The following is a 23,237-nucleotide window of genomic DNA, read 5'->3' as shown; positions in this document are numbered from 1 at the left end:
CGCTCACGCGCCCTCGATCCGGGTCAGATCGGCCAGCCTCAGGCAGGTTGACCGGATGCGGTGGAGCAGATTCAACCGGTTCCGGCGGACGATCTCGTTCTCGGTATTGATCTGCACGGCCTCGAAGAAGGCGTCGATCGGCCCGCGCAGGGCGGCCATCGCGGCCATCGCGTCGGCGAAATCCTCGCGGGCAAGTGCCGGGCCGATCGCCGCCTCTGCGGCATCGAGCGCGGCGAACAGCGCGGTCTCGGCCGGGGCCTCGGCGAATTTTGGATCGGCGCCAAAGGAATATTCCACGCCATCCTTTTCCTCGGCCTGGGTCAGGATGTTGTTGGCCCGCTTGAAGCCCAGCACGAGGTTCTCGCCATCCTCGGTCGCCAGCACCGCGTTCAGCGCCTGCGCGCGGCGCACCAGCAGCGTCAGGTCATCGTTGCCCGGCATCGACAGGCAGGCGTCGATCACGTCGTGGCGCAGCCCCTCGCCCCTGAGATGGACCTTGAGCCGGTCGTGGAAGAACGCCATCAGGTCGTCGCTGAGCGCAGGCAGCCGCTTGCGCATCCGGGCAAGCCAGCTTCCCTCGGCGATGTCCGGCGACTCGCCCTCGGGCGCCTCGCCGCGATGGGCCAGCCTGTCGAGCACCGCGTGAAAGGCCGCGCCGAACACCCCGTGATCGGCGATCTCGTCCACCATCTGTTCCAGCACGAACATCTCGCGCTCTTCGGCGGTATCGAGGTTGAGCGCCATGACATGAACCAGAAGCTGCTTGTTCACAACAGCTTGCAGACCAATCCTCAGGTCGTGGCCCAGTATGATCCGGATCACGCCCAGCGCGGCGCGGCGCAACGCGAAAGGATCCCTGGACCCGGTGGGTTTTTCGTTGATGGCCCAGAAGCCGGCCAGCGTGTCGATCTTGTCGGCCAGCGCCACGGCGATCGCGACCGGCTGGTCCGGCAGCGCGTCGGCGGGGCCGAGCGGGCGGTAATGGGTCTCGCAGGCCTCGGCGGCCGCGGCGGGCAGGCCCGCGGCCTCGGCATAGTAGCGGCCCATGGTGCCCTGCAACTCGGGGAATTCGTAGACCATTTCCGAGGCGAGGTCCGCCTTGGCGACGCGGGCCGCCTGTTCGGCCATCGCGGGATCGGCGCCGACCATCGGCGCGATCTCGCGGGCGAGGGTTGCGATCCGGCCGATCCGTTGGGCCTGACTGCCAAGCTCGCTCTGGAAGGTGACGTGGGACAGCGACTCGAGCCATTCGCCCATCCCCGCCCGCGCCACGGCAAGGTCGTTCTTCCAGAAGAATGCCGCATCCGACAGCCGCGCGGCCAGCACTTTTCCGTTCCCGTGCAGGATGGTTGCGCCGTTATCGGGGGTTTCGCGGTTCGCGACTGTCACGAATCGAACGATCCGGCCGCTCTTGGGGTCGCGCACCGAAAAGAACTTCTGATGCGCCTTCATCGAGGTTTGCAGCACCTCGGGCGGCAGATCGAGAAAGTCCTCGCGGATCGCGCCCATCAGCACCACGGGCCATTCCACCAGGCCCGCGACCTCGGCCAGCAGGCCACGATCCTCGACCACTTCAAGCCCCTGCGCAAAGGCCGCGTTGGTGGCCGCATGCCAGATATGTTCGGCGCGTTCCTCGTGGTCGAGCATCACTTTCGCGCGCCTGAGCTTCGCCTGGTAGTCCTCGACCCCCGTCACCCGGAACGGATCGGACGCCATGAAGCGGTGGCCGCGTGTCACATCGCCCGCGCGGATGCCGTCGACCTCCAGCGGCACGATCTCGGCGGCGCCCGCCTCGTCGGTCAGGATGCACAGGATCGCGTGCAGCGGCCGCACCCAGCGCAAGCTGCCCGTGCCCCAGCGCATCGACTTGGGCCAGGGGAAGCTGCGGATGGTGGCTTCGAGCACTTCGGCGACGATCTCGGCGGCGGGGCGGCCCGGCCTCTCGATCACCGCGAACCAGACCTGGCCCTTCTTGTCGTCGCGCGCCTCAAGCTGGTCGCGGGTCAACCCCGTGGACCGCAGGAACCCCTCCAGCGCCTTTTCGGGCGCGTCGGTGCGCGGTCCTTTCCGTTCCTCGCGCAGATCGGGGCTGCGGCCCGTCAGCCCCTCGACCGCCAGTACCAGACGGCGCGGCGTCGACCAGGCGCGGGCGGCGGCATAGGTCAGCCCCGCCTCGACCAGCCCGTCGGTCACGCGCGTCTTCAGCGCCTCGCGGGCGTCGGCCTGCATGCGCGCGGGAATTTCCTCGGAGAAGAGTTCGATCAGCAGATCGGGCATGGTTTATTCCCAGACGATTTCGGCTTTGGACTCGGTCCAGCCGCCGGCATTGGTCTCGACGAAGGCGTCGGCGCAGCGCTTGGCCAGCGCGCGCACCCGCCCGATATAGGCCTGCCGCTCGGTCACGGAAATCACGCCGCGCGCGTCCAGCAGGTTGAAGAAATGGCTTGCCTTGATGCACTGGTCATAGGCCGGATGCACCATGATGATGCGCTTGCCGGTGCGCGGGTCGGTCTGCGGATGATCGAGGATGCGCCCACATTCCGCCTCGGCCGCCTCGAAGAAGTGCAACAGCTTCCCGGTATCGGCCACGTCGAAGTTCCAGCGCGAGTATTCCTCCTCGGTCTGGCGGAACACGTCGCCATAGCTCAGCGGGATGGGCGCGTCGGAGTCGTTGAACGGCATCTCCATCACGTGGTCGATGCCCAGCACATACATCGCCAGCCGTTCCAGCCCGTAGGTCAGTTCGCCCGAGACCGGTCGGCAGTCGTGCCCGCCGACCTGCTGGAAATAGGTGAACTGGCTCACCTCCATCCCGTCGCACCACACCTCCCAGCCCAGGCCCCAAGCACCCAGCGTCGGGCTTTCCCAGTCGTCCTCGACAAAGCGGATGTCGTGGTAGTCGAAGTCGATGCCGATGGCCGCCAGCGAGCCCAGATAGAGTTCCTGAAGGTCCGGCGGCGAGGGTTTGATCAGAACCTGGTACTGGTAATAGTGCTGCAACCGGTTGGGGTTCTCGCCATAGCGCCCGTCGGTCGGCCGGCGCGAGGGCTGCACATAGGCCGCGGCCCAGGGGCGGCTGCCCAGCGCGCGCAAGGTCGTCGCCGGGTGGAAGGTGCCCGCGCCCACCTCCATGTCATAGGGTTGCAGGATGGCGCAGCCCTGCGCGGCCCAGTAGGCCTGAAGGCGCAGGATGATCTCCTGGAAACTCCGCGGTTTGCCGTCGCTCATGGCGCGCGCTCGCCCCTCTTGCCGGTGGAAACCCCGCTTCAATAGGCAACAGGTGCAACAGGGTCAATCGAACCTGCGCACCGGGCCCATGTTTGGCGTGCAATGTGCAGCGGCTTTGATAGGGTCGGCCAAGGATTCGGCCCGCCGGGTGCAGGCTAAGGACTTAAGGGATTCCGGGACTTATGAAGAGACTTGCAACCATTCTGATCCTCGCGATCGCCACCGCCCTGCCCGCCCTTGCCCAGGACAGGGTCTGGCTTCAGATCGAGGCGCATCCGACGCTGCGCGAGGCCGAAGAGCGCGCCCGCACCTATGCCGGGTCATTCCCCAATGTCGGCGCCTTCCAGATCGCGACGGGGTGGTACGCGATCGCGCTGGGTCCTTACGCCGAACCCGAGGCCGACGCCGCGCTGCGGCAGTTCCGCGCCCAGGGCGCGATCCCGCGCGACAGCTTCCTGTCGGACGGCGCCGATTTCCGCCAGCAGGTCTGGCCGGTGGGCGCCGCGCTTGCCCAGCCGACGCCCGCGGCCCCCGCCCCTGCACCGGCCGCAGACGCGCCCCCGGTGGCAGAGCCCGCCCCCCTGCCGGACGAAACCCCCGCCGAGGCGCGCCGTTCCGAGAGTATCCTCGACCGCGACGCCCGCGCGCTGATCCAGACCGCGCTGCAATGGGAAGGCGTGTATACCCAGGCGATAGATGCCTCCTTCGGCCCGGGCACGCGCAACGCGATGGCCGCCTGGCAATCGGCAAAGGGCTATGAGGCGACGGGCGTTCTGACCACGCGCCAGCGCGAGGAATTGATCGGCGCCTACCGGGCCGAGATCGGGCGGCTGGGCATGCAGGCGATCGAGGAGGCAGAGGCCGGTATCCGCATCGAGATGCCGCTTGGCCTTGTCGAGTTCGACCGCTACGAGCCGCCCTTCGTGCATTTCCGCCCCCGCGGCGACAGCGGGGTGCGCGCGCTTCTAATCAGCCAGCGCGGCGATCAGGCGACGCTCTACGGCCTGTACGACATCATGCAGACGCTCGAGGTGGTGCCGCTGTCCGGCGAGCGCGAGCGCGGCCGGGATTCGTTCACGCTGACAGGCCGGAACGCGCAGATACAATCCTATACTTATGCCCGGCTGATCGGCGGCACCGTCAAGGGCTTTACCCTGGTCTGGCGCCCGTCCGAGGATGAACGGCTGATGATGCGCGCGGCGATGACCATGCGCGAGACGCTCGACTCGGTGCCGAACGTGGCGCTTGACGAAACGCTGGGCGAGGCGAGCGCCGAGCAGCGCGCCGACATGCTCTCGGGCCTCGAGATCCGCAAGCCCGACGAGACCCATTCGGGATTCTTCGTCGATGGGGCGGGCACGGTGCTGACCACCACCACGGGTCTGACCAGTTGCAACCGGATCACCATCGGCCATGATGTCGAGGTCAGCCTAGCCGCCAGCGATGCCGGGCTGGGGCTCGCGGTGCTGAAGCCGTCGGTTGCGCTTGCGCCAATCGAATACGCGCGCTTCCAGGCCGGGGTGCCGCGGCTGAAATCGGACGTGGCAGTCGCGGGCTTCTCGTATGGCGAGGTGCTGGACCTGCCGGTGCTGACCTATGGCACGCTGGCCGACCTGCGTGGACTCGACGGCGAGGACAGCATCGCGCGGCTGGAGATCGAGGCGCTACCGGGCGACACGGGCGGGCCGGTGCTGGACGCGGCGGGCGCGGTGCTGGGTGTGCTGTTGCCGGTCGGGCAAGGCGCACGGCAATTGCCGGCGAATGTGCGTTATGCGGCAAATGTCAGCGCGATCGGTGTCTTCCTGTCGGAGACCGGCGTCGAGATGCGCGCCGCGGACGCCGAGGGCGCGCTGCCGCCCGCGACCCTGACCCGTCGCGCGGCGGACATGACGGTTCCGGTCTCCTGCTGGAACTGACGGGCTGACGGCAACCGGGGCCGGGCCCGCGCCCGGCCTCAGGCACGCCAGAAATGCGCGGTCAGGATCGCAAACACGACCAGCAGTTCGAGCCGCCCGATCAGCATTGCAACGCTGAGGATCCACTTGGCCGCGTCGTTCAGCCCCGCGAAATTCCCCGCGGGCCCGATATGCTCGCCAAGACCCGGCCCGATATTGGCAAGCGCCGTTGCCGCCCCGGACAGCGCTGTGGTCGCATCCAGCCCCGTGGCGCTCAGCAGCACCGCGGTCAGGCCCAGCGTGACCACGAAGAAGACGAAGAAAGAGGTGACCGAGGACAGCACATCGTCGTCCACCTTCTGCCCGTTGAAACGCGGGTGGAACAGGCCGTGGGGCGCGTGGATCGCCTTGATCTGCACCCGGATCGCAGAGAACAGGATCTGGTAGCGGAAGATCTTGACCGAGCACGCGGTCGAGGCCGAGCATCCGCCGATCAGCCCGATGAAGAAGAACAGGATGACCGGGAAGTTGCCCCAGAGCTGGTAGTCGGTGCTGGCATATCCCGTGCCCGAGATGATCGAGGTCACGTTGAACACGCCCTCACGGAAGGCATGTTCGTAGTGGTCGTCATTGGCCAGCACCCGATAGGCCGCGATCACCAGAACGAAGATCGCGATCACCGAAAGATAGGTCCAGATCTGGCTGTCGGTGAACAGTGGCCGCGCGGTCCCGGCCATGAACTGGACGTAACGCACGAAGGGCAGGCTGGCCAGGATCATGTAGACAGAGGAAATGTATTCCGGCGTCCCCTGGAACGCCCCGAACGAGGCGTCGCGGGTCGAGAATCCGCCCGTCGACAGGGTCGTCAGCGCATGGTTCAACGCATCGAACGGCGCCAGTCCCGCCGCGGCATAGCTGAAGCCGCAGGCCACGGTCAGCGCGAGGTAGATCCACGATATCTGCGACGCGATCTGGGCCGCGCGAGGCAATACCTTGCCCGAGGTCTCGAACGCCTCGGAGCGGAAGATCTGCATCCCCCCCACCCGCAGTTCCGGCAGGAATACCATGGCGACGACGATGATCCCGATGCCGCCGAACCATTGCAGCATCGACCGCCAGAGAAGCATGCCGCGGGGCATCCCGTCGAGCCCTGCAAAGACCGTCGAGCCGGTGGTGGTCATGCCCGACATCGCCTCGAAAAAGGCATCCACGGCCCGCGCCTCGGGCGCCCCCAGTACGAAGGGCAGCGCGCCGAAGACCGGCAGGGCGATCCAGACACCCGTGGTCAGGAAGAAGATCTGTTGCAGCTCCAGCCGGTCGTCAACGCCATTGGCGCAGGCCAGCGCCACAAGCCCGCCTGACAGCGCGGTGATCAACGCCGATTCAAGGAAGGCCGACCAGTTCGGATCGCCAGCCGCCAGGTCGATCGCCATCGGCAGCAGCATGGTAGCGCCCAGAATGGCGACCAGAAGGCCGATGACGTAACCGACGGGGCGCAGATCAAACATGACGCGCAGGCTTGTCCGCGCGCGCACCGCGTGTCAAGCGGCCGCTCAGCCGTGGTGGATCAGCGTTGCAAAGAGCTTGGGGTCCAGGCTTTCGGCGGCGAATGTCGGCCCCTCGGTCAGCACGCTCACGGCGTCGTGGCTGTGCAGGCTTTCCTGGTGGCTGGCGATCACGCGGAAATCACCGATCCGGGGGTCACGCTCCAGCGCCTCGCAGAACAGCCGCGCCGCATCCTCGACAAAGATCGGATGCGCGGCGTTCAGCTCCGCAAAGGCCTGCTCGTCCTCGCGCTTGACCATGACCTGGGTCTCGGTTGGCACGGCAGACTGGCAGATCTCGATCAGATCCTCGAACCAGAGGCACCCTGCCGCGGGATCGAGGACAACAGAAATACGCGCGACCGACCGTTGCGAATGGGGCGTCGCAAGCTGCCCGCGCTCGCGCCGGGCATGTTCGGAAAGTTCAAGCGAGCACGGGCAGGTCGATGAATACACATAGTCCATGTGCATGATTTTCCGGGCCACGCCGCGGGTTTCCACCAGTTCCAGCGCAAAGTCGTAATATTGGAATCCTTCAAGTCCCGACCGCAGTGAGCGCACCTTCATCGGGAACGAGAAGCGCATCATTATGCGTGCGTCGAAGCTTTCCAGATCGGCCTTGTAGCTGTCCAGCGCGGCCTCGATCACCTCGAAGCTGAAGGTGCGCTCCGCATGCGCGTAAAAGCTGCGCATGATGCGGGACATGTTGATGCCCTTCTTCTCGGCCTCCAGGCTGACGGTGCCGGTGACCGAGGTTTCAAGGGTAAGATCCCCATTGTCGCGGCTGTGGAACCGGATCGGCAGGCGAAAATTCGAGATGCCGACATGCTGGATCGGGCGCATGGACCCGCGGATCAGGCTTGCGGGGCCGTTCTGCAGGTCGGGCATGGTCGCCTTGTAGGCGGCATCGGCCTCGAAGCCATGCGGATAGGCGCGGCTGAACACAGGGTAAGCACTGGCCGGATGGCCGGGGACGAGCGCAGCAAGGCCCGGGTCGACGGTCGCGAGTTCGTCCTCGGTGGCGCGGGTCGCCCAGAGACGCAGCAGTTCAAGCGCGCGCTCGGCATCCTCGCGCCCGGGACTCGGTTCGATCTCGCGGTTGTGGACGTTCATCGGCTGCGCCCTCCCTCTCGCATCAGGTCGTCGGACCCTAAAGATGGGCGCCCGGTACCGAATGTCCACTTGGAATGACAGTTTTTTGCGCAGAGCGCGGGATCAGGCCCCGGCCAGCGCCGATTTCAGGTCTGAAATCAGATCGTTGGGGTCCTCCAGCCCGACACTCAGGCGCACCAGGCCGGGGGTGATCCGCAGCGCCGCCTTGCGGTCACCGGACAGTCGTTTATGGGTCGTGGTGGCGGGATGGGTCGCGATGCTTTTCGCATCGCCGAGGTTGTTCGAGATCTTCCAGATCTCCAGCCGGTCGAGCAGCGCGAAGGCCGCGTCCTTTCCCCCGGCAAGGTCGATCGACAGCACCGTGCCGCCCTCGGGGAACAGCGCATGCTGGGGATGGCTTTCAAGGCCGGGATAGATCACGCGGGCAAGGCGCGCATCGCCGGTCAGCGCCTCGGCGATCGCGCGTGCGCCCGCGGCCTGCGCGCGCACCCGCAGATCCAGCGTCTCCAGCCCCTTCAGCATGACCCAGGCGTTGAACGGGCTGATCGCGCCGCCGGTGTGTTTCATGTAGGTCTCGACCGGCCCACGCACCGCCGCGCGCGGCCCCAGGATCGCGCCGCCAAGGCAACGCCCCTGCCCGTCGACATGCTTGGTGGTCGAGTAGACGACCAGATCGGCCCCCTGTTCGATGGCCCGTGAAAAAACCGGCGTCGTAAAGACATTGTCGACAATCACCGTCGCGCCCGCCGCATGCGCGATCCCGGCAACGGCGGCGGTGTCGATCACCTCGAGCGTGGGGTTCGAGACCGCCTCGAAGAACACCGCGCGCGTGCCGGGCGTCACCGCCGTCTGCCACTGGTCGAGATCGGTGCCGTCGACGAAGGCCACCTCGACCCCGAAGCGGGGCAGGATCTCCTCGAGGATGTAGAGGCATGACCCGAACAGCGCACGGGCCGCCACCACCCGGTCGCCGGATTTCAGCCCCGCCATCAGCGCGCCGTTGACCGCGGCCATGCCCGAGGCGGTGGCGAACCCGGCCTCGGCCCCCTCGATCACGGCGAGGCGGTCCTCGAACATCGCCACGGTGGGGTTGCCGTATCGGGCATAGATGAACTCGTCGGGACCGGCCTCGATGAACCGCGCCTCGGCCGCCCCGGCGCTGGGATAGTCGAAGCCCTGGGTCAGGAACAGCGCCTCGGACAACTCGCCATACTGGCTGCGCCGCGCGCCGCCATGGACCGCCTGCGTCCGTTTCGACCACTTGCCCGTCATCGCCCGCGCCCTCCGCGCAAAGAAAAACCCCCACCGTCAAAGACGCCGGGGGTTCCGCCCTGACCTCTTTAGCGGCTTGTTTAACGTGGCCCGCAATCCGGTGAACAAATCGCCACGATGGATTTTCGTCTAGGCCGTTGCGCCGCAGCCGTCAAGCCGCGTCACGCTGCTGTAACCGGGCCTTCACGGCGGTGTCGTATGTATGTCCTATCCAGCGCCACAAGATGTAGTGGGAGCTGCCCGATGCCCCTCATCCGGGTCAATGCCGACGCCGACCGCCTTCAGCCATTTCCGGGCGAGCCGCCGCTCGGCGAACGGCTGGCGGCGGCCCTGGGCACGCTACCGGCCGCTGCGCCGGTGACGGTGCTGATCCACGGGTTCCGCTTCAGCCCCAAGGTGCCGGAGTTGACCCCGCACCGCCATATCCTGGCACTCGACCCCGATACCGGCGGATGGAAGGCCGTCTCTTGGCCGCGCGCGCTGGGATTCAGCGGGGCGTCCGACGCCGAGGGCCTGTGCATCGCCTTTGGCTGGGAGTCGGATGGAACGATCTGGGGGGCCTATGACGAGGCGGCCCGGGCGGGCGCGGCGCTTGCCGGGCTGATCGCCGGAATTCGCGCCCACCGGCCCGGCCGCGCGGTCGATCTGGTGGCCCATTCGCTGGGCGCCCGGGTCGCGCTGGCGGCGATGACGGGGCTGGCCGCGGGCGCGGTCGGCCATGCCGTGCTGATGGCGCCTGCCGAGTTCGCCCCGGGCGCGCGGGCGGCCCTTGACAGCCCGGCAGGCCGCCGGGCGCGCATCCTCAACGTCACGAGCCGCGAGAACGACCCCTACGACCTGATGCTCGAGGCGCTGGTCGGTCCGGTCCGGGGCGGCGGGGCCGCCCTGGGCCGCGGCCTTGAGGATGGGCCGGTCTCCTGGCTCGACCTGCAGATCGACCATCCCGAAACGATGACCGCGCTCGCCCGGATGGGCCACCGGATCGCCCCGCCCACGCGCCGCGTCTGTCACTGGAGCCCCTATGTCCGCCCCGGCATGATGGGCCTTTACCGCGCGCTGATCCGGGGCGAACTGCCCTTCGAGATGCTGCGCGCGGGGCTTCCACAGGCGCAGACGCCGCGGTGGTCCAGGCTTCTTGCGCCGCCCAGGCTGACCCTGCCCTTGCCCTTTGCCGGAAACGCCCCATCCTGAGGCGGCATCACCGTGACAGGAGCGCGCCATGGCAACCGAGATCGAGTTCTACTACTGGCCCACGCCGAACGGCTGGAAGATCGCCATCGCCCTGGAAGAGATGGGCCTGCCCTATCGCGTACACCTGGTGGACATCGGCGCCGGGGATCAGTTCGACCCGGACTTCCTGAAGATCGCGCCGAACAACCGGATGCCTGCGATCGTTGACCCGGACGGCCCCGGCGGCGCGCCGGTCCCGGTGTTCGAATCGGGCGCGATCCTGATGTATCTCGCCCGCAAGACCGGCCAGTTCCACGGCCGGACGGAACGCGACCGGATCGCGGTCGAGGAATGGCTGATGTGGCAGATGGGCGGCCTTGGGCCGATGGCGGGTCAGGCGCACCACTTCCTGAAATACGCCCCCGCGATGGACCCGCCGCAGGACCTGCCCTATGCTAAGGACCGCTACCGCGCCGAGGTGGGACGGCTTTACGGGGTGCTTGACCGGCGGCTTGCCGGGCACGAATTCGTCGCGGGCAACTTCTATTCGATCGCCGACATGGCGATCTGGCCCTGGGCCTCGCTCTGGGAAGGCCAGGGCCAGAGCCTGGAGGACAAGCCCCACATGGCGCGCTGGCTGGATTCCGTGGCAGCCCGCCCCGCGGTGCAGCGCGGCCGGGCGCTGGCCGCGGACCGGCGCAAGGACATCGCAGGTGACCGCAAGGCGCAGGCGATGCTGTTCAGGCGGGGCTGAACCGGCGCCATCGGGCCCTGAATGGCTTCGACGACCCTTGGCCAGACGTCTCGAACGTCCCTGCCCCAATCAATCGCCGCCGTCCTTCTCTTCCTCGATGGCGTATTTGCCGAACACTCTGCCCTGGGCCATGAAGAAGCCGAAGACCGCGATGGTCAGGCCGAAGGTCTTGAAATTCACCCACATGTCGGTGGACATCGTGCGCCAGATCACCTCGTTCAGAACGGCAAGCCCGATGAAGAAGAAGGTCAGCCTGCGGGTCAGGATCATCCAGCCCGCCCGCTGCATCGGCACCACCTCTTCCATCACGAATTGCAGGTAGGACTGCCCGCGCAACAGCCCGACCCCCAGCACGCCGGCGAAAAGCACGTAGATGATCGTGGGCTTCATCTTGAAGAAGCGGTCATCGTTCAGCCATACAGTCAGCCCGCCGAAGACCACCACCAGAACGGCCGTGGCAATCTGCATCTTCGAGATGTGCCCGGTCAGCCGCCACAGGATCCCGGTGGTCAGCAGGATCAGCGGGATGAAGCCCGCGGTCGCCAGAACGAACCCGTCATATTCGGTGCCGCCGATGGTAAAGACCTGCTCGCGCAGCTTGACATAGGCGATGAAGAAGGCCGCGATCGGGCCCAGTTCAAGCGCCATCTTCAGGATCGGATTGATCGGTTTCTTTTCCGCCATCGGCCTGTCCTCAGCCTCCCATTTCCACGATCACGGCGCCCGCCGCGATCAGCGCCATCAGCGCCATCCGCCGCGGCCCCACCGTTTCGCCCAGCACCAGCCAGCCGATCAGCGCGGCAAAGACCGTCGAGGTCTCGCGCAGGACCGCCGCCTCGCCCACCTTGTCCAGCCGCGTCGCCATCATCACCGCGCCAAAGCTCATGAAGGCGACCAGCCCCCCGGCAAGGCCCCTCAGCATCAGGGGCCCCAGCGTCGGCCGATGCGCCATCCGCGCCCAGCGCGCGGCGGCCAGCCAGGGCATCACCGTCAGCCCGTCGATGAAAAAGAACCACGCGAGAAAGGTAAAGGGGTCCGCGGTCGCCCGGATACCATAGGCATCATAGGTGGTGTAAAGCGCGACGAAGCCCCCTGTCAGAACGGCCAGCATCAGCGCGGGTTTCAGCGTGTCGCGGTCCAGTTGCCAGTGGACCAGGTTGTAGGCGGCCAGCCCGAAGATCCCCGCCAGCAGAACACCCACCCCCAGCCACTGGGTCAGGGTAAAGACCTCGCCGAACAGCAGGTACGCCCCGATCACGGTAAAGAACGGACCGGTGCCGCGTACCACCGGATAGACCACCGTGTAGGCACCCTTGGTATAGGTATAGCCCTGCGCGATCTTGTAGCCGAGATGGATCACGAACACGACGGCAAAGATCGGCCACATGTGGGGTTCGGGCCAGGGCACGACGAACAGGGCAAAGGGCGCGGCCATCGCGCCATAGGCCAGGTCGATCGCGCCCCGCGACAGCCAGGGATCGTGCCGTCCTTTCTGCAACGCGCCAAAGACCGCATGCAGAACCGCCGCCGACAGCGCCAGGATCAGCGCCAGCCTGTGCCCTGCCTCGGTCCCCTCGATCGAGATCAGCCACTCGGTCATCGGCCGCCCCGCGCGGCCGGCCGCGCCTTACGCATCAAGCCCCGCCAGCGCGCGGGCGAAGTCCTCGGGCTCGAACGGGGCAAGGTCGTCGATCTGCTCGCCCACGCCGATCGCGTGGATCGGCAGGCCGAACCTGTCGGCCAGCGCAACCAGCACGCCGCCCTTGGCGGTGCCGTCAAGCTTGGTCATCACAAGGCCGGACACATCCGCCAATTTCTGGAAGATCTCGACCTGGGACAGGGCGTTCTGCCCGGTGGTCGCGTCCAGCACCAGCAGCGTGTTGTGCGGCGCGGTCTCGTCGCGCTTGCGGATCACGCGAACGATCTTTTCCAGCTCGGCCATCAGGTCCTGCCGGTTCTGCAGCCGACCCGCCGTGTCGATCAGCAGTAGGTCCGTGCCCTCGGCCTCGGCCCTGGCCATCGCGTCGAAGGCCAGGGATGCCGGATCGGCGCCCTGCGCCGCCGTCATCACCGGCACGCCCGCGCGCTTGCCCCAGACCTGCAACTGCTCGACCGCGGCCGCGCGGAAAGTATCGCCCGCGGCAATGATCACCGACTTGCCCGCGTCGCGGAACTGGCTGGCCAGCTTGCCGATCGTCGTTGTCTTGCCCGAGCCGTTGACGCCCACCACCAGAACCACCTGCGGTTTTCTGGGGTAAAGCGGCATCGGCCGGGCCACGGGTTCCATGATCTGCGTGATCTCGTGGGCCAGCAGTTCCTTGATCTCGTCCACCGACAGCCGCTTGCCGAACCGCCCCTCGGCCATGTTCGCGGTCACCCGCATCGCCGTGTCCACGCCCATGTCGGCGGTGATCAGCAATTCCTCTAGGCTTTCGAGCATGTCATCGTCCAGCTCGCGCCGGATCACCGTCTTCTTGCGGATCGTGCGGCCAAGAACGCGCCCGAAGAAGCCCCGGCGCGGAGCCTCCTCTTCCTCCTCCTCGAAGGTCTCTTCCACGCCCCCCTGCGCCAACGCGTCGAGCGGTGAGGCGCCGCGATCATAGGGCATTTCCACAGGGCCCTCCGGTGGCGGCATTTCCTCCGGCGTCCAGTCCGGTACCTCGGAGGGCGGCGCGGGCATCTCGGCGGGCGGCGCGGGCGGCAGTTCCGGCGGGCCCGGGGGCACGTTCAACGGCTCGGGCTCGGGGGTCGGGTCCGGCCAAGGGAAGGGGCCCGGCTCGGGCAGAGGCGCCGGTTCGGGCACAGGGTCCGGTTCGGACTCGGGCTCGGGCTCCGGTTCTGGTGCAGGCTCGGGGGCGGGTTCGGGCGCAGGCTCGGGTTCCGGAATCGGTTCGGGCTCGGACGGCTCGGACAAGGGCGTGGCCGCGGGTTCGGCCGTCGCCAGCACGGGCGCTTCGGGTTCGTCAGCGGGAGGGAAAGCGCTGGCGCTTTCCTCTTCCGGCAAAGACAGCGCTGCGGCCTCCAGCGGAGGGGCGCCCGCATCTTCCGCGGAACGCGGAAGACCGTCGCCGAAGACCGGCGCTGCCTCTGCTTCGGTATCCTCTTGGGGCAGGTCCGCCATCAGCGGCGCATCGCCTGCCCCTGCGGGCGGGGGCGCGTCGTCGGATGCGGCCTCCGCATCGGGCGGCATCGCCGGCGCGGGCGCCCAGGAAAATGGGGTTGGCCAGCCGGGCGCCGAGGTCAAGGTCGGGATGGGCGCGGGGCTGGCTTCTACAACGCTCTCGGGCTCGGGCTCGGGCTCGGGACGCGAATCGAGGTCCGGTTGGGGCGCAAGCGCTGGCTCGGGTTCCTCGGAAGGAGACCCGGCGTGCTCGGGCTCGGACTGCCACGTGTCCCGAGGGGCATCGACCACCTCGGCGGCCTCCGCCTCGGCGGGCTCGGATGGCGTCTGCTCCCGTTGGTCCGGCTCGGGTTGTTCGGGTTCGCGCGCGATCTCGGGCAGGGGCGCGGGCGGCCCCGGCATCCGGTCGGCGTCGGGCTTCACCGCATGGGCCGCACCCAGAACCAGCGGCGCGGGCTTTGGCGCAGGCTCGGGCGGTTCGGGCGAGAAGGCTGCGGAAGGACCAGGTTCGGGCAGTTCCGGGTCAGGCGACTCAGCTTCGGGCAACTCGGGATCGGCGAGTTCGACTTCCTCTTCGCGGCCACCCTCGCGGACAATGGCCTCAAGCCCCTCCTCGATCTTCGAGGATGACTTTGTCAGCCTTTCCCTGAGCTTCTTGAAGAACGCCATGTTGCCTCCTGCCGGGCCCTGCACCGGCGCCTGCCATGACCTATGCGCATTCGGCGCGATTTGGAAGAGGGCCGGCCCGCCGGCCCCCCTGCGGAAAGGTCGCCGCGCCGGTCGGCCGCGCGCCCCATCCTGCCCCGGGAAGGCAGGCCCGAGCCATGCCGCGCGCCGCCGCACCCCCGGAGTACTGGCCATTCCGCCGCGGCTCTGGCACAGTCGCAGCCAACCGTTCGAAAGGCTTGCCCGATGCATCCGCTCCTGACCGCCCTGCCCCTGCTGGCCGCGCTGGCCGCCCCCGGCCTCGCGGCCGAGCCCCAGCCGATGAACGCGGAGGAGTTCGAGCGATATTCGACGGGCAAGACGCTGTTCTACGCGACCCGCGGCGCGCCCTACGGGGCCGAACAGTACCTCGGCGGCCGGCGGGTGATCTGGACCTTCCTCGACGGGGAATGCACCGAAGGGGTGTGGTACGAGTCGGCCGGGCAGATCTGCTTCAGCTACGACCACCGCCCCGAAGACCCGCAATGCTGGAGCTTCTACCGCTCGGCCACGGGCCTGATGGCGCGGTTCGAAAACGATCCGGCCCAGACCGAGCTGATCGAGGTCGAGCAAAGCCGCGAGCCGCTGATCTGCACCGGGCCCGAGGTCGGCGTCTGACCACGGACCGCGCAGCCTAGAACAGCGAGCCCTGATCCGGCGGGCTGTCCTCCCTGCGGCCGCGGCGGGGTATCTTGCCGCCCGCGCCGTCCAGCGTCAGGCGGCCATCCTGGAATTCGATCTCCAGCACCCCGGCCGAGTGGGCAGCCGTTTTCGTCGTGACCACATGCCCGTCGCCCCGGACGACCGCAAAACCGCGCTTCAGCGTCTCCTGGTAGCTCAGCCCCTGGCGCATCCGTTCCAGCGCCGCCAACCGGGTGCGGCGGCGGTCGAACCCGGCGGCGAGCGCCGCGGCAAACCTGCGGTCCAGCCCGGTCAGCGCCTCGCGCTGTGCCGCGATCCGGCGCGTCACCATCTCTGGCCGCAGCCGCGCCATCTGCGCGGCAAGATCGCGCCCGCGCGCGCGGATCAAGCGGGCAAGCGCCGGGTGCACCCGTCCGGCCCGGTCATCGAGGCGCCGTTCCTCTTCGGCGATCCGGCGCCGCAGTGCCGCCGGGCGCAGCGCGGCCGAGGCATCGGACAGGCGCAGACGCTCGCGGTCGATCCGCGCGCGCAGCGCCATCGGCAACCGTTCGGACGCGCGGTCAAGCCGCTGCGCCGCGGCCTGCACCAGCGTTTCGGGCCGTGGCAGCGCACGGGACAGGTCCGCCAGCCGCTGGCGGCGCTGCTGCATCGCCCGCGCGATCGCGCGCGAGCGCCGCGCCTCCTGCCCGTCGACCCAGGCCATCAGGTCCAACCGCACCGGCACCGCCATCTCGGCCGCCGCCGTGGGGGTCGGCGCGCGCCGGTCGGCGGCGAAGTCGATCAGCGTGGTGTCGGTCTCGTGACCCACCGCCGAGATCAGCGGGATCTCCGACTCGGCGGCCGCCCGCACCACGATCTCCTCGTTGAAGCCCCACAGATCCTCGAGGCTGCCGCCGCCGCGGGCCACGATCAGCAGGTCGGGCCGCGGGATCGCGCCCCCCGGGGCAAGCGCGTTGAAGCCGCGGATCGCGCGCGCCACTTCGGGGGCGCAGGCCGCACCCTGCACCGCCACCGGCCAGATCAGCACCCGGCGCGGAAAGCGGTCGCGCAGCCGGTGCAGGATATCGCGGATCACCGCGCCCGAGGGCGAGGTCACCACCCCGATCACCTCGGGCAGGTAGGGCAGCGCGCGCTTGCGCTCGGCGGCGAACAGCCCCTCGGCCGCCAGCGCCGCCTTGCGCTTTTCCAGCATCGCCATCAGCGCGCCCATCCCGGCGGGCTGGATGTCCTCGATCACCATCTGGTAACGCGACTGCCCGCCGAAGGTCGTCAGCCGACCCGTAGCGATCACCTCCATCCCCTCTTCGGGCTGGGTCGCCAGACGCACCGCCGCCCCCTTCCAGATCACGCTTGCCAGCACGTTCCGGTCGTCCTTGAGGTCGAGATAGATGTGCCCCGAACGCGGCCGGCTGACCCGGCCGACCTCGCCACGCACGCGGATATGGGTGAACGCGCCCTCGATCGTGCGCTTCACCGCGCCCGAGATTTCCGAGACGGTGAATTCGGGCGCGTTGCCACCCTGCATCCCGTCACCGCCATATTCGTCGTCTTCGATCAGGTCGGACATCACTTGCGCACCCCCAGATCCTTCTTCGCCGCCGCGATCACATCCATCAGCACATCGTTGGTGACCGAGGCCCGCTCGATCAGCACCTCCCTGAGGCTCTGCTTGCCGCGCGCCAACTCGATCGCGCGGAAATAGCGCCGGATCGCCTCGTGGCTGTCATCCGACATCAGGAAGGCGCCCTCGTTCGTGAGGCGCCGCAGGTGCTGGCGCGTCTCCTCGTGGTCCCAGGCGGCGCGCGCCCGTTCGTCCTCGTCGCGCTCCATCCCGTCGATCTCGTCCTGAAGCGCGCCATCCTCCAGCCGCTTGAGGTTGCCGAGCGTCGCCACGACCTCCTGGTAGAAACCGGCCTTCTTCTCCCACCATTGCCCGGTGCGGAAATGGCGGAACGCAAAGTACCCGGGCAGCCAGAGGCCCAGCGCGACCGTCACCAGCCCCAGCAGGGCATCCCGCAGGAACGCCGGTCCGAAAAGCTCTGCCCATGCCATGCGTCGCCCGTGCCTCTGCCCAGTGGGAAACCGAGTTGCCTATGGTTCGCGCCGAGCCTAGAACGCCCGGGGTCGAAGGCCAAGCGGAGAGCCCCATGAACATCCTCATTCTCGGCGGCGGCGGGCGCGAACATGCGCTCGCCTGGGCGATCCAGCAGAACCCGAAATGCGACCGGCTGATCGTGGCGCCGGGCAATGCCGGGATCGCCCGGATCGCGGAATGTGCCGCGCTGGACATCGAGGATGGCGGCGCGGTCGCGGTCTTCGCCGAGGAGAACGCGGTCGACTTCGTGGTGATCGGCCCCGAAGCGCCGCTGGCCGCAGGCGTCGCCGACCGGCTGGCGGCGGCGGGGATCCTGTGCTTCGGGCCGAGCCGCGACGCCGCGCAACTGGAAAGCTCCAAGGCCTTCACCAAGGCGATCTGCGACACCTGCGGCGCGCCGACCGCCGCCTATGGCCATTTCACCGATGCCGACGCCGCCAAGGCCCATGTGCGGGCCGAGGGCGCCCCCATTGTGGTCAAGGCAGACGGGCTGGCGGCGGGCAAGGGCGTGATCGTGGCCGAAACCGTTGCAGAGGCCGAGGCGGCCATTGACGAGATGTTCGGCGGGGCCTTCGGCGGCGCGGGCGCCGAGGTGGTGATCGAGGAATTCATGGAGGGCGAGGAAGCCTCGTTCTTCGTGCTGTGCGACGGCGAGCACGTCTTGCCGATCGGCACCGCGCAGGACCACAAGCGCGCGGGCGAAGGGGATACCGGCCCCAACACCGGCGGCATGGGCGCCTATTCCCCCGCACCGGTGATGACCGAGGCGGTCTGCGCGCGCGCGCTGGACGAGATCGTCAGGCCGACCGTGGCCGAGATGGCCCGGCGCGGCACGCCCTACCGCGGCGTGCTCTATGCCGGGCTGATGGTGAAGGACGGGGCGCCGCGGCTGGTCGAATACAATGTCCGCTTCGGCGACCCGGAATGTCAGGTCCTGATGATGCGGCTGGGCGGGCAGGTGCTGGACCTGATGCTGGCCTGCGCCGAGGGGCGGCTTGCCGAGGCGGGGGTGAACTGGGCGGACGACCACGCGATGACGGTGGTGATGGCCGCGAAGGGCTATCCGGGGGCCTACGAGAAGGGCTCGGTCATCGGCGGGCTCGACGCGCTGCCCGAGGACAGCGCGCACATGGTGTTCCATGCCGGCACCGCCGAGCGGGATGGCCGCCTGGTGGCCGCGGGCGGGCGGGTGCTGAACGTCACCGCGCGGGGGGCGAGCCTGGCCGAGGCGCGCGCGCGGGCCTACGGGATGGTCGACCGGATCGACTGGCCCGGGGGCTTCTGCCGGCGCGACATCGGCTGGCGCGCGCTCTGAGGCCGGCGGGGTCAGGGGGGCTGTCTGCCCCCCTCTTGGCCTGCGGCCAATTCACCCCCCGAGGATATTTTCGGCCAGAAGAAGCACGGAACCGGACCGCGGCGCCGTCAGTCCCGGCAGCCGAGCGCCGTGCGGAAGCCGGCCGGCGTGGCGGGCAGGCTTGTGGCGCGGGTGTCGATCCGGCCATCGCGGAGGCGGGCGAGGATGATCCGGGACCAGTCGGGGCTGGCGAGCACCAGTTCGGGCCCTGTGCCGCAATCGCGCAGGCCGCCCGAGATGGCTCGGTCGCCGATCCGGTGGTTGGTCAGGCCCTCGGCCGAGGCGATCTCGGTCAGGCGGCCCGCCTCGAAGCGCCAGACCCGCAGGATGCGCGCAAGGTGCGGGCGGTCGACAATTGCAATCTCCATCTGCCCGTCGCCGTCGAGATCGGCCGCGCCGACCGGGGCAAGCCAGCGGTGGCGCGTGCCGATGAAGGGGGTGGCGGCGATCAGCCCGTCCACCCCGTAGACCGACAACCGCGCGCCACGCTCGAGGTCGGTCTCGACCGCGATCACCTCGGGCGCGCCGTCACCGTCGAGATCGGCCAGCCGCGGGGCGGTATCCTCGAAGACGCGGGTGTCGGGCAGCACGATGCGGCGGCCCGTGCCGTCGGCGAGTCGCACCTCCAGCGCGCCCCATTCGATGGCATCGCCCAGAACGCCATGGTCATAGCGCGGGGTCGGCAGGGCGTAGCGGGCCGAGACGATCTCGGCCGCTGCGGGCGCGGCGAGAAGGGCGGCCGCAAGGAGGGCCGCCCGGCGCATCAGATCTGCTTTTCGGGCATCTGCACGATCAGACCGTCCAGCTTGTCGGTCACCTTGAGCTGGCAGGTCAGGCGCGAGCGTTTCGGGTCGGTTTCGTACGCGAAATCCAGCATGTCGGCCTCCATCTCCTCGATGGGCGGCAGCCGGTCGACCCAGTCGGGATGGATATAGGCATGGCAGGTCGAGCAGGCGCAGGCGCCGCCGCAATCGGCGTCGATGCCGGGGATGGCGTTGTCGCGGGCGCCCTCCATCACGGTCAGGCCGTTGGCGACCTCGACCACATGCTCGGTGCCGTTGAACTCGATATAGGTGATCTTCGCCATGCCGGGCTTGCCTCCTGTTCCTCGGATCGACGAACCACATATTCGAGCGCGGCGGGGTTTTCCAGCGAAAGGCGAACGGGTGGCGGTCGCGGGGCTGCCGCGCCGCGGACCGCCCCGGGCCGGGCGCCCTGCCCCGGACCGGCGGCGTCTCGGGATCGGAAAACCATCGGACTTTCGTCGGGCTTTCGTCGGGCGTCTGCCGGGCAGGCCCGGGCCCCGCCTGCCCTTGCCTTGGCCCGGCGAACCGGTCCAGAACGCACAGGAGGCCCCCGCGCGGAGACAGTGCATGCCCCGTTACGTCATCGACCCGCTCCCGGCCGCTGCGATCCCGGTCGCGGGCAACGGGGCGCTGTTCCCGGTCCGCCGGGTCTATTGCATCGGCCGGAACTATGCCGCCCACGCGCAGGAGATGGGCCACGACCCGGACCGCGAGCCGCCCTTCTTCTTCCAGAAAAACGCCGACAACCTGGATCCCTCGGGCGTCTTTCCCTATCCGCCTGGCACGAACGAGGTGCATCACGAGGTCGAACTGGCGGTGGCGCTGCAGTCGGGGGGCGCGGATATTCCCGCCGGGCGGGCGCTGGACCATGTGCATGGCTATGCGGTCGCGCTGGACATGACCCGGCGCGACCTGCAGGGCGAGGCAAAGCGGCTGGGCCGGCCGTGGGAGATCGGCAAGGCATTCGAACGCTCGGCCCCGATCGGGCCGCTGGTTCCGGCGGCCGCGATCGGCCATCCCGACCGGGGCCGGATCATGCTGAGCGTGAACGGCACGGTGCGGCAGGAAGGCGACCTGGGCCAGATGATCTGGACGCTGCCCGAGATCATCGCGCATCTGTCCGCGCATTTCACCCTGGCCGCGGGCGACGTGATCCTGACCGGCACGCCCGCCGGGGTCGGCCCGGTGCGGCCCGGCGACCGGATCGAGGCCGCGATCGAGGGCGTGGGCACGCTGGCCGTGACCGTGGTCTGAGCCCCCGCGAGTCCCGGCTGGGCAAGGCGCGCGTCCTGGCGTATCGGAAGGGGACCGGGCCGCGCGCGCCCCGGACCCCGGGCCACGCCCCGGGGGCTTTGCGGCAACGATGGAGCCCCGAGAATGATCGCAGACATGCCCGGCCTGATGGACGAGATCCGCACCCGGTTCGCCCATGTGGAAAGCTGCCCCTTCGAGGGGCCGCGCATCTTCTTCGAGAACGCGGGCGGCGCGCTGCACCTGAAATCGGTGGCCGAGACCTCGGCCTTTCATGCCAGCCTCCCGGACAATCCGGGCCGGGTGAACGGGGCCGGGCAGGCGTTGCAGCGGGTGATCGAGACCGGCAAGGCCGACATGGCGCTGTTCTTCAATGCCCCCGGCGGGCAGGTCTTCGTCGGCGAAAGCGGCACGGAACTGCTGTTCCGGCTGGTGCGCACCGCGGCGCTGGGCGCGGCGCCGGGCGGGGTGATGATCGGATCGACCCTGGAACACCCGGCAACCGCCAGCGCCAGGGCGCGCTGGGCGGGGATCACCGGGCGGGAGCTGATCCGCGTGCCCCATGACGATGCGACGGGCACGGTGACCGCCGAGGCCTACCGCGCGCACCTGACCCCCGATATCCGGGTGGCAACGATCCTGCACACCTCGCCCGTGACCGGGATGGCGGTGGAGGTGGGCGCCATCGCGGCGGCGATCCGCGAGGTGGCGCCCGAGGCGCTGATCGTGGTGGACGGCATCCAGCATGCCAGCCACGGGGCGGTGGATGTCGCCGCGCTGGGCGTCGATGGCTACGCGGTGTCGCCCTACAAGATGTTTTCGCGCCACGGCTATGGCGTGGCCTGGGCCTCGGACCGGCTGACGGCCTGTGGCAAGGACAATCTGGCCGACGGCCCCGCGGACAATTGGGAACTCGGCACGCGGGATGCCGGCGCCTATGCCACGTTTTCCGACGTGGTGGCCTATCTGGACTGGCTGGGCGGGCAGTTCACCGACAGCGCCGACCGGCGCGCGCGGCTGGAGGCGGCGGGGCGCGCCATCAAGGCGCACGAGGCGCGGCTGACCAAGGCGGCGCTGAAGGGCACGGGGAACCTGCCGGGGCTGGGCGCGATGGCGGGCATCACGCTGGTCGGCGGCGGCGCGGTCGAGGGGCGCGAAGGGGTGGTGTCGTTCCGGCTGGCGGGCTGGGACTCGGCCGATCTGGTCGAGCATCTGCGCCGCAACGGGATTCGCGTGCATACCCGCAAGGCCGATCATTACTCGGGCAATGTGCTGGTCCCGCTGGGGATGGCCGATTGCGTGCGGCTGTCGTTCTGCCACTACAACACCGAGGCAGAGGTCGCGCGGTTCCTGTCGGTGATGCAGGCGCTGGCGGCCTGATGTCCAACCCGTCCGTCGATGTCGAGACCGCCTTTGCCCGCTACGAGGCGCTGCGCGGCCGCCTGCCCGTGGCGGAATTCGCAGCCGAGCCGCTGATCGCAGGCACGCTGGAGGACGTGGCCGGGCGCTTTGACGGCTTTGTGCTGGACGCGTTCGGGGTGCTGAACGTGGGCGAGACGCCGATCCCGGGCGCGGTGGCGCGCATGGCGCGGCTGCGGGCGATGGGCAAGCGGCTGTGCGTGCTGACCAACGCGGCCAGCACGCCGCGCGCGGCGGCCGTGGCCAAGTATCGCCGGATGGGGTTCGATTTCACCGCCGACGAGGTGGTGTCCAGCCGCGACATCGCGGCGGCGCATCTGGCGGCGATCGCGCCGGGCGCGGGCTGGGCCGCGATCTGCGCCGAGGGCGACGATTTCGCGGACCTGCCCGCGGGCATGGCCGATGCCATCGCCGACCCCACGCTGCTGGAACGCGCCGAGGCGATCCTGTTCCTGTCCGCGTCGCGCTGGACCGGGGCGCTTCAGGAGCGGCTGGTGGCGGCGATCACGGCCCGGCCACGCCCGGTGGTGATCGCCAATCCCGACCTTGTCGCCCCGCGCGAGGGGGGGCTGAGCCTCGAACCCGGCTGGTGGGGCCACGACATGGCCGACCGCACGGGGCGGATGCCGACCTTCTTCGGCAAGCCCCATGGCGCGGCCTTTGCCGCGGCGCTGGACCGGCTGGGACCGGGGCGCCACGCGATGGTGGGCGACACGCTGCATACCGATATCCTGGGCGGGCGGGCGGCCGGGCTGGGCACGGTGCTGGTGGCCGATCACGGGTTGTTCGCGGGCCGCGCCGTGGCAGAGTATGTCGCGCGGTCGGGCATCCGCCCCGACGTGATCGTGGCGACGACCTGACGGGGGGA

At 69.0% G+C, this 23,237-nt stretch carries 20 protein-coding genes and 1 riboswitch; of the genes, 8 read left to right on the top strand and 12 right to left on the bottom strand.

What is annotated here, in order from left to right; translation table 11 throughout:
* Positions 1–3: 3 nt before the first annotated feature.
* Together glyS and EV655_RS04515 are read right to left on the bottom strand one after the other, a co-directional pair.
* Entirely contained in the window at positions 4–2,277 is a 2,274-nt protein-coding gene (gene glyS / locus EV655_RS04520; protein WP_132542286.1) for a glycine--tRNA ligase subunit beta, read from the bottom strand.
* Between the two features lie 3 nt (positions 2,278–2,280).
* Entirely contained in the window at positions 2,281–3,228 is a 948-nt protein-coding gene (locus EV655_RS04515) for a glycine--tRNA ligase subunit alpha (RefSeq protein ID WP_132542284.1), read from the bottom strand.
* A 182-nt stretch (positions 3,229–3,410) separates the two neighbouring features.
* Between EV655_RS04515 and EV655_RS04510 the strand changes: the two genes are divergently transcribed.
* On the top strand, positions 3,411–5,144 hold the full coding sequence (locus tag EV655_RS04510) for a serine protease (RefSeq protein WP_132542282.1): 1,734 nt from the start codon (positions 3,411–3,413) through the stop codon (positions 5,142–5,144).
* Between the two features lie 38 nt (positions 5,145–5,182).
* Here the strand turns inward: EV655_RS04510 and EV655_RS04505 are convergent, their stop codons facing one another.
* The 3 genes from EV655_RS04505 to metZ all read right to left on the bottom strand — a co-directional run bounded on the left by EV655_RS04505 (position 5,183) and on the right by metZ (position 9,052).
* Positions 5,183–6,631 carry a TrkH family potassium uptake protein gene (locus EV655_RS04505; RefSeq protein ID WP_132542281.1) on the bottom strand — a complete coding sequence of 483 codons (1,449 nt, stop codon included), beginning with the start codon at positions 6,629–6,631 and terminating at the stop codon, positions 5,183–5,185.
* A gap of 45 nt (positions 6,632–6,676) precedes the next feature.
* Entirely contained in the window at positions 6,677–7,780 is a 1,104-nt protein-coding gene (folE2, locus tag EV655_RS04500) for a GTP cyclohydrolase FolE2 (protein WP_132542279.1), read from the bottom strand.
* Positions 7,781–7,882: 102 nt separating this feature from the next.
* On the bottom strand, positions 7,883–9,052 hold the full coding sequence (gene metZ / locus EV655_RS04495) for an O-succinylhomoserine sulfhydrylase (RefSeq protein WP_132542277.1): 1,170 nt from the start codon (positions 9,050–9,052) through the stop codon (positions 7,883–7,885).
* 47 nt (positions 9,053–9,099) lie between these two features.
* A riboswitch (SAM riboswitch) is annotated at positions 9,100–9,178 on the bottom strand.
* A gap of 117 nt (positions 9,179–9,295) precedes the next feature.
* Between metZ and EV655_RS04490 the strand changes: the two genes are divergently transcribed.
* Together EV655_RS04490 and EV655_RS04485 are read left to right on the top strand one after the other, a co-directional pair.
* Entirely contained in the window at positions 9,296–10,243 is a 948-nt protein-coding gene (locus tag EV655_RS04490; RefSeq protein ID WP_165905263.1) for an alpha/beta hydrolase, read from the top strand.
* Between the two features lie 28 nt (positions 10,244–10,271).
* Positions 10,272–10,976 (top strand): glutathione S-transferase N-terminal domain-containing protein, encoded by a 705-nt coding sequence (locus EV655_RS04485; protein ID WP_132542273.1) that lies wholly within the window; start codon positions 10,272–10,274, stop codon positions 10,974–10,976.
* 69 nt (positions 10,977–11,045) lie between these two features.
* Here the strand turns inward: EV655_RS04485 and EV655_RS04480 are convergent, their stop codons facing one another.
* Genes EV655_RS04480 through ftsY form a run of 3 tightly spaced genes read right to left on the bottom strand, consistent with a single transcriptional unit; the run spans position 11,046 to position 14,097 of the window.
* Positions 11,046–11,660: an inner membrane-spanning protein YciB gene (locus tag EV655_RS04480; protein WP_132542271.1), complete on the bottom strand. Its 615-nt coding sequence runs from the start codon at positions 11,658–11,660 to the stop codon at positions 11,046–11,048.
* 10 nt (positions 11,661–11,670) lie between these two features.
* On the bottom strand, positions 11,671–12,576 hold the full coding sequence (locus tag EV655_RS04475) for an EamA family transporter (protein ID WP_132542269.1): 906 nt from the start codon (positions 12,574–12,576) through the stop codon (positions 11,671–11,673).
* Between the two features lie 27 nt (positions 12,577–12,603).
* Positions 12,604–14,097 (bottom strand): signal recognition particle-docking protein FtsY, encoded by a 1,494-nt coding sequence (gene ftsY / locus EV655_RS04470; RefSeq protein ID WP_132542750.1) that lies wholly within the window; start codon positions 14,095–14,097, stop codon positions 12,604–12,606.
* A gap of 912 nt (positions 14,098–15,009) precedes the next feature.
* Here ftsY and EV655_RS04465 point away from each other — a divergent pair.
* Positions 15,010–15,420 (top strand): hypothetical protein, encoded by a 411-nt coding sequence (locus tag EV655_RS04465; protein WP_132542267.1) that lies wholly within the window; start codon positions 15,010–15,012, stop codon positions 15,418–15,420.
* Positions 15,421–15,436: 16 nt separating this feature from the next.
* Here EV655_RS04465 and xseA read toward each other — a convergent pair whose 3' ends face one another.
* Entirely contained in the window at positions 15,437–17,011 is a 1,575-nt protein-coding gene (gene xseA / locus EV655_RS04460; protein ID WP_132542265.1) for an exodeoxyribonuclease VII large subunit, read from the bottom strand.
* Complete coding sequence (locus tag EV655_RS04455; RefSeq protein WP_132542263.1) at positions 17,011–17,496, bottom strand: hypothetical protein; 486 nt, start codon at positions 17,494–17,496, stop codon at positions 17,011–17,013. Before EV655_RS04455 ends, xseA begins: the two co-directional genes overlap by 1 nt.
* A gap of 95 nt (positions 17,497–17,591) precedes the next feature.
* Here EV655_RS04455 and purD point away from each other — a divergent pair, with 95 nt between their 5' ends.
* Positions 17,592–18,854 (top strand): phosphoribosylamine--glycine ligase, encoded by a 1,263-nt coding sequence (purD, locus tag EV655_RS04450; protein ID WP_132542261.1) that lies wholly within the window; start codon positions 17,592–17,594, stop codon positions 18,852–18,854.
* A gap of 107 nt (positions 18,855–18,961) precedes the next feature.
* Here the strand turns inward: purD and EV655_RS04445 are convergent, their stop codons facing one another.
* Together EV655_RS04445 and EV655_RS04440 are read right to left on the bottom strand one after the other, a co-directional pair.
* Complete coding sequence (locus EV655_RS04445) at positions 18,962–19,657, bottom strand: FG-GAP repeat domain-containing protein (RefSeq protein WP_132542259.1); 696 nt, start codon at positions 19,655–19,657, stop codon at positions 18,962–18,964.
* The gene (locus EV655_RS04440; protein WP_132542257.1) at positions 19,657–19,980 is read right to left on the bottom strand and encodes a 2Fe-2S iron-sulfur cluster-binding protein; all 324 of its coding nucleotides are present in this window, start codon (positions 19,978–19,980) and stop codon (positions 19,657–19,659) included. The genes EV655_RS04445 and EV655_RS04440 overlap by 1 nt, the downstream gene beginning before the upstream one ends.
* Before the next feature lie 286 nt (positions 19,981–20,266).
* On the opposite strand from EV655_RS04440, the gene EV655_RS04435 reads away from it, so the two are divergent.
* The 3 genes from EV655_RS04435 (at position 20,267) to EV655_RS04425 (ending at position 23,229) form a co-directional block, all read left to right on the top strand.
* Entirely contained in the window at positions 20,267–20,953 is a 687-nt protein-coding gene (locus tag EV655_RS04435; protein ID WP_132542255.1) for a fumarylacetoacetate hydrolase family protein, read from the top strand.
* A gap of 123 nt (positions 20,954–21,076) precedes the next feature.
* Entirely contained in the window at positions 21,077–22,330 is a 1,254-nt protein-coding gene (locus tag EV655_RS04430; protein ID WP_132542253.1) for an aminotransferase class V-fold PLP-dependent enzyme, read from the top strand.
* Positions 22,330–23,229 carry an HAD-IIA family hydrolase gene (locus EV655_RS04425; RefSeq protein ID WP_132542251.1) on the top strand — a complete coding sequence of 300 codons (900 nt, stop codon included), beginning with the start codon at positions 22,330–22,332 and terminating at the stop codon, positions 23,227–23,229. Before EV655_RS04430 ends, EV655_RS04425 begins: the two co-directional genes overlap by 1 nt.
* The last annotated feature ends 8 nt before the right edge of the window (positions 23,230–23,237 follow it).

Source organism: Rhodovulum euryhalinum, assembly GCF_004342445.1.
Lineage (GTDB): Bacteria > Pseudomonadota > Alphaproteobacteria > Rhodobacterales > Rhodobacteraceae > Rhodovulum > Rhodovulum euryhalinum.
Note: the sequence above shows the minus strand (reverse complement) of the source record. Positions and strands in the feature narration are given on the sequence as shown.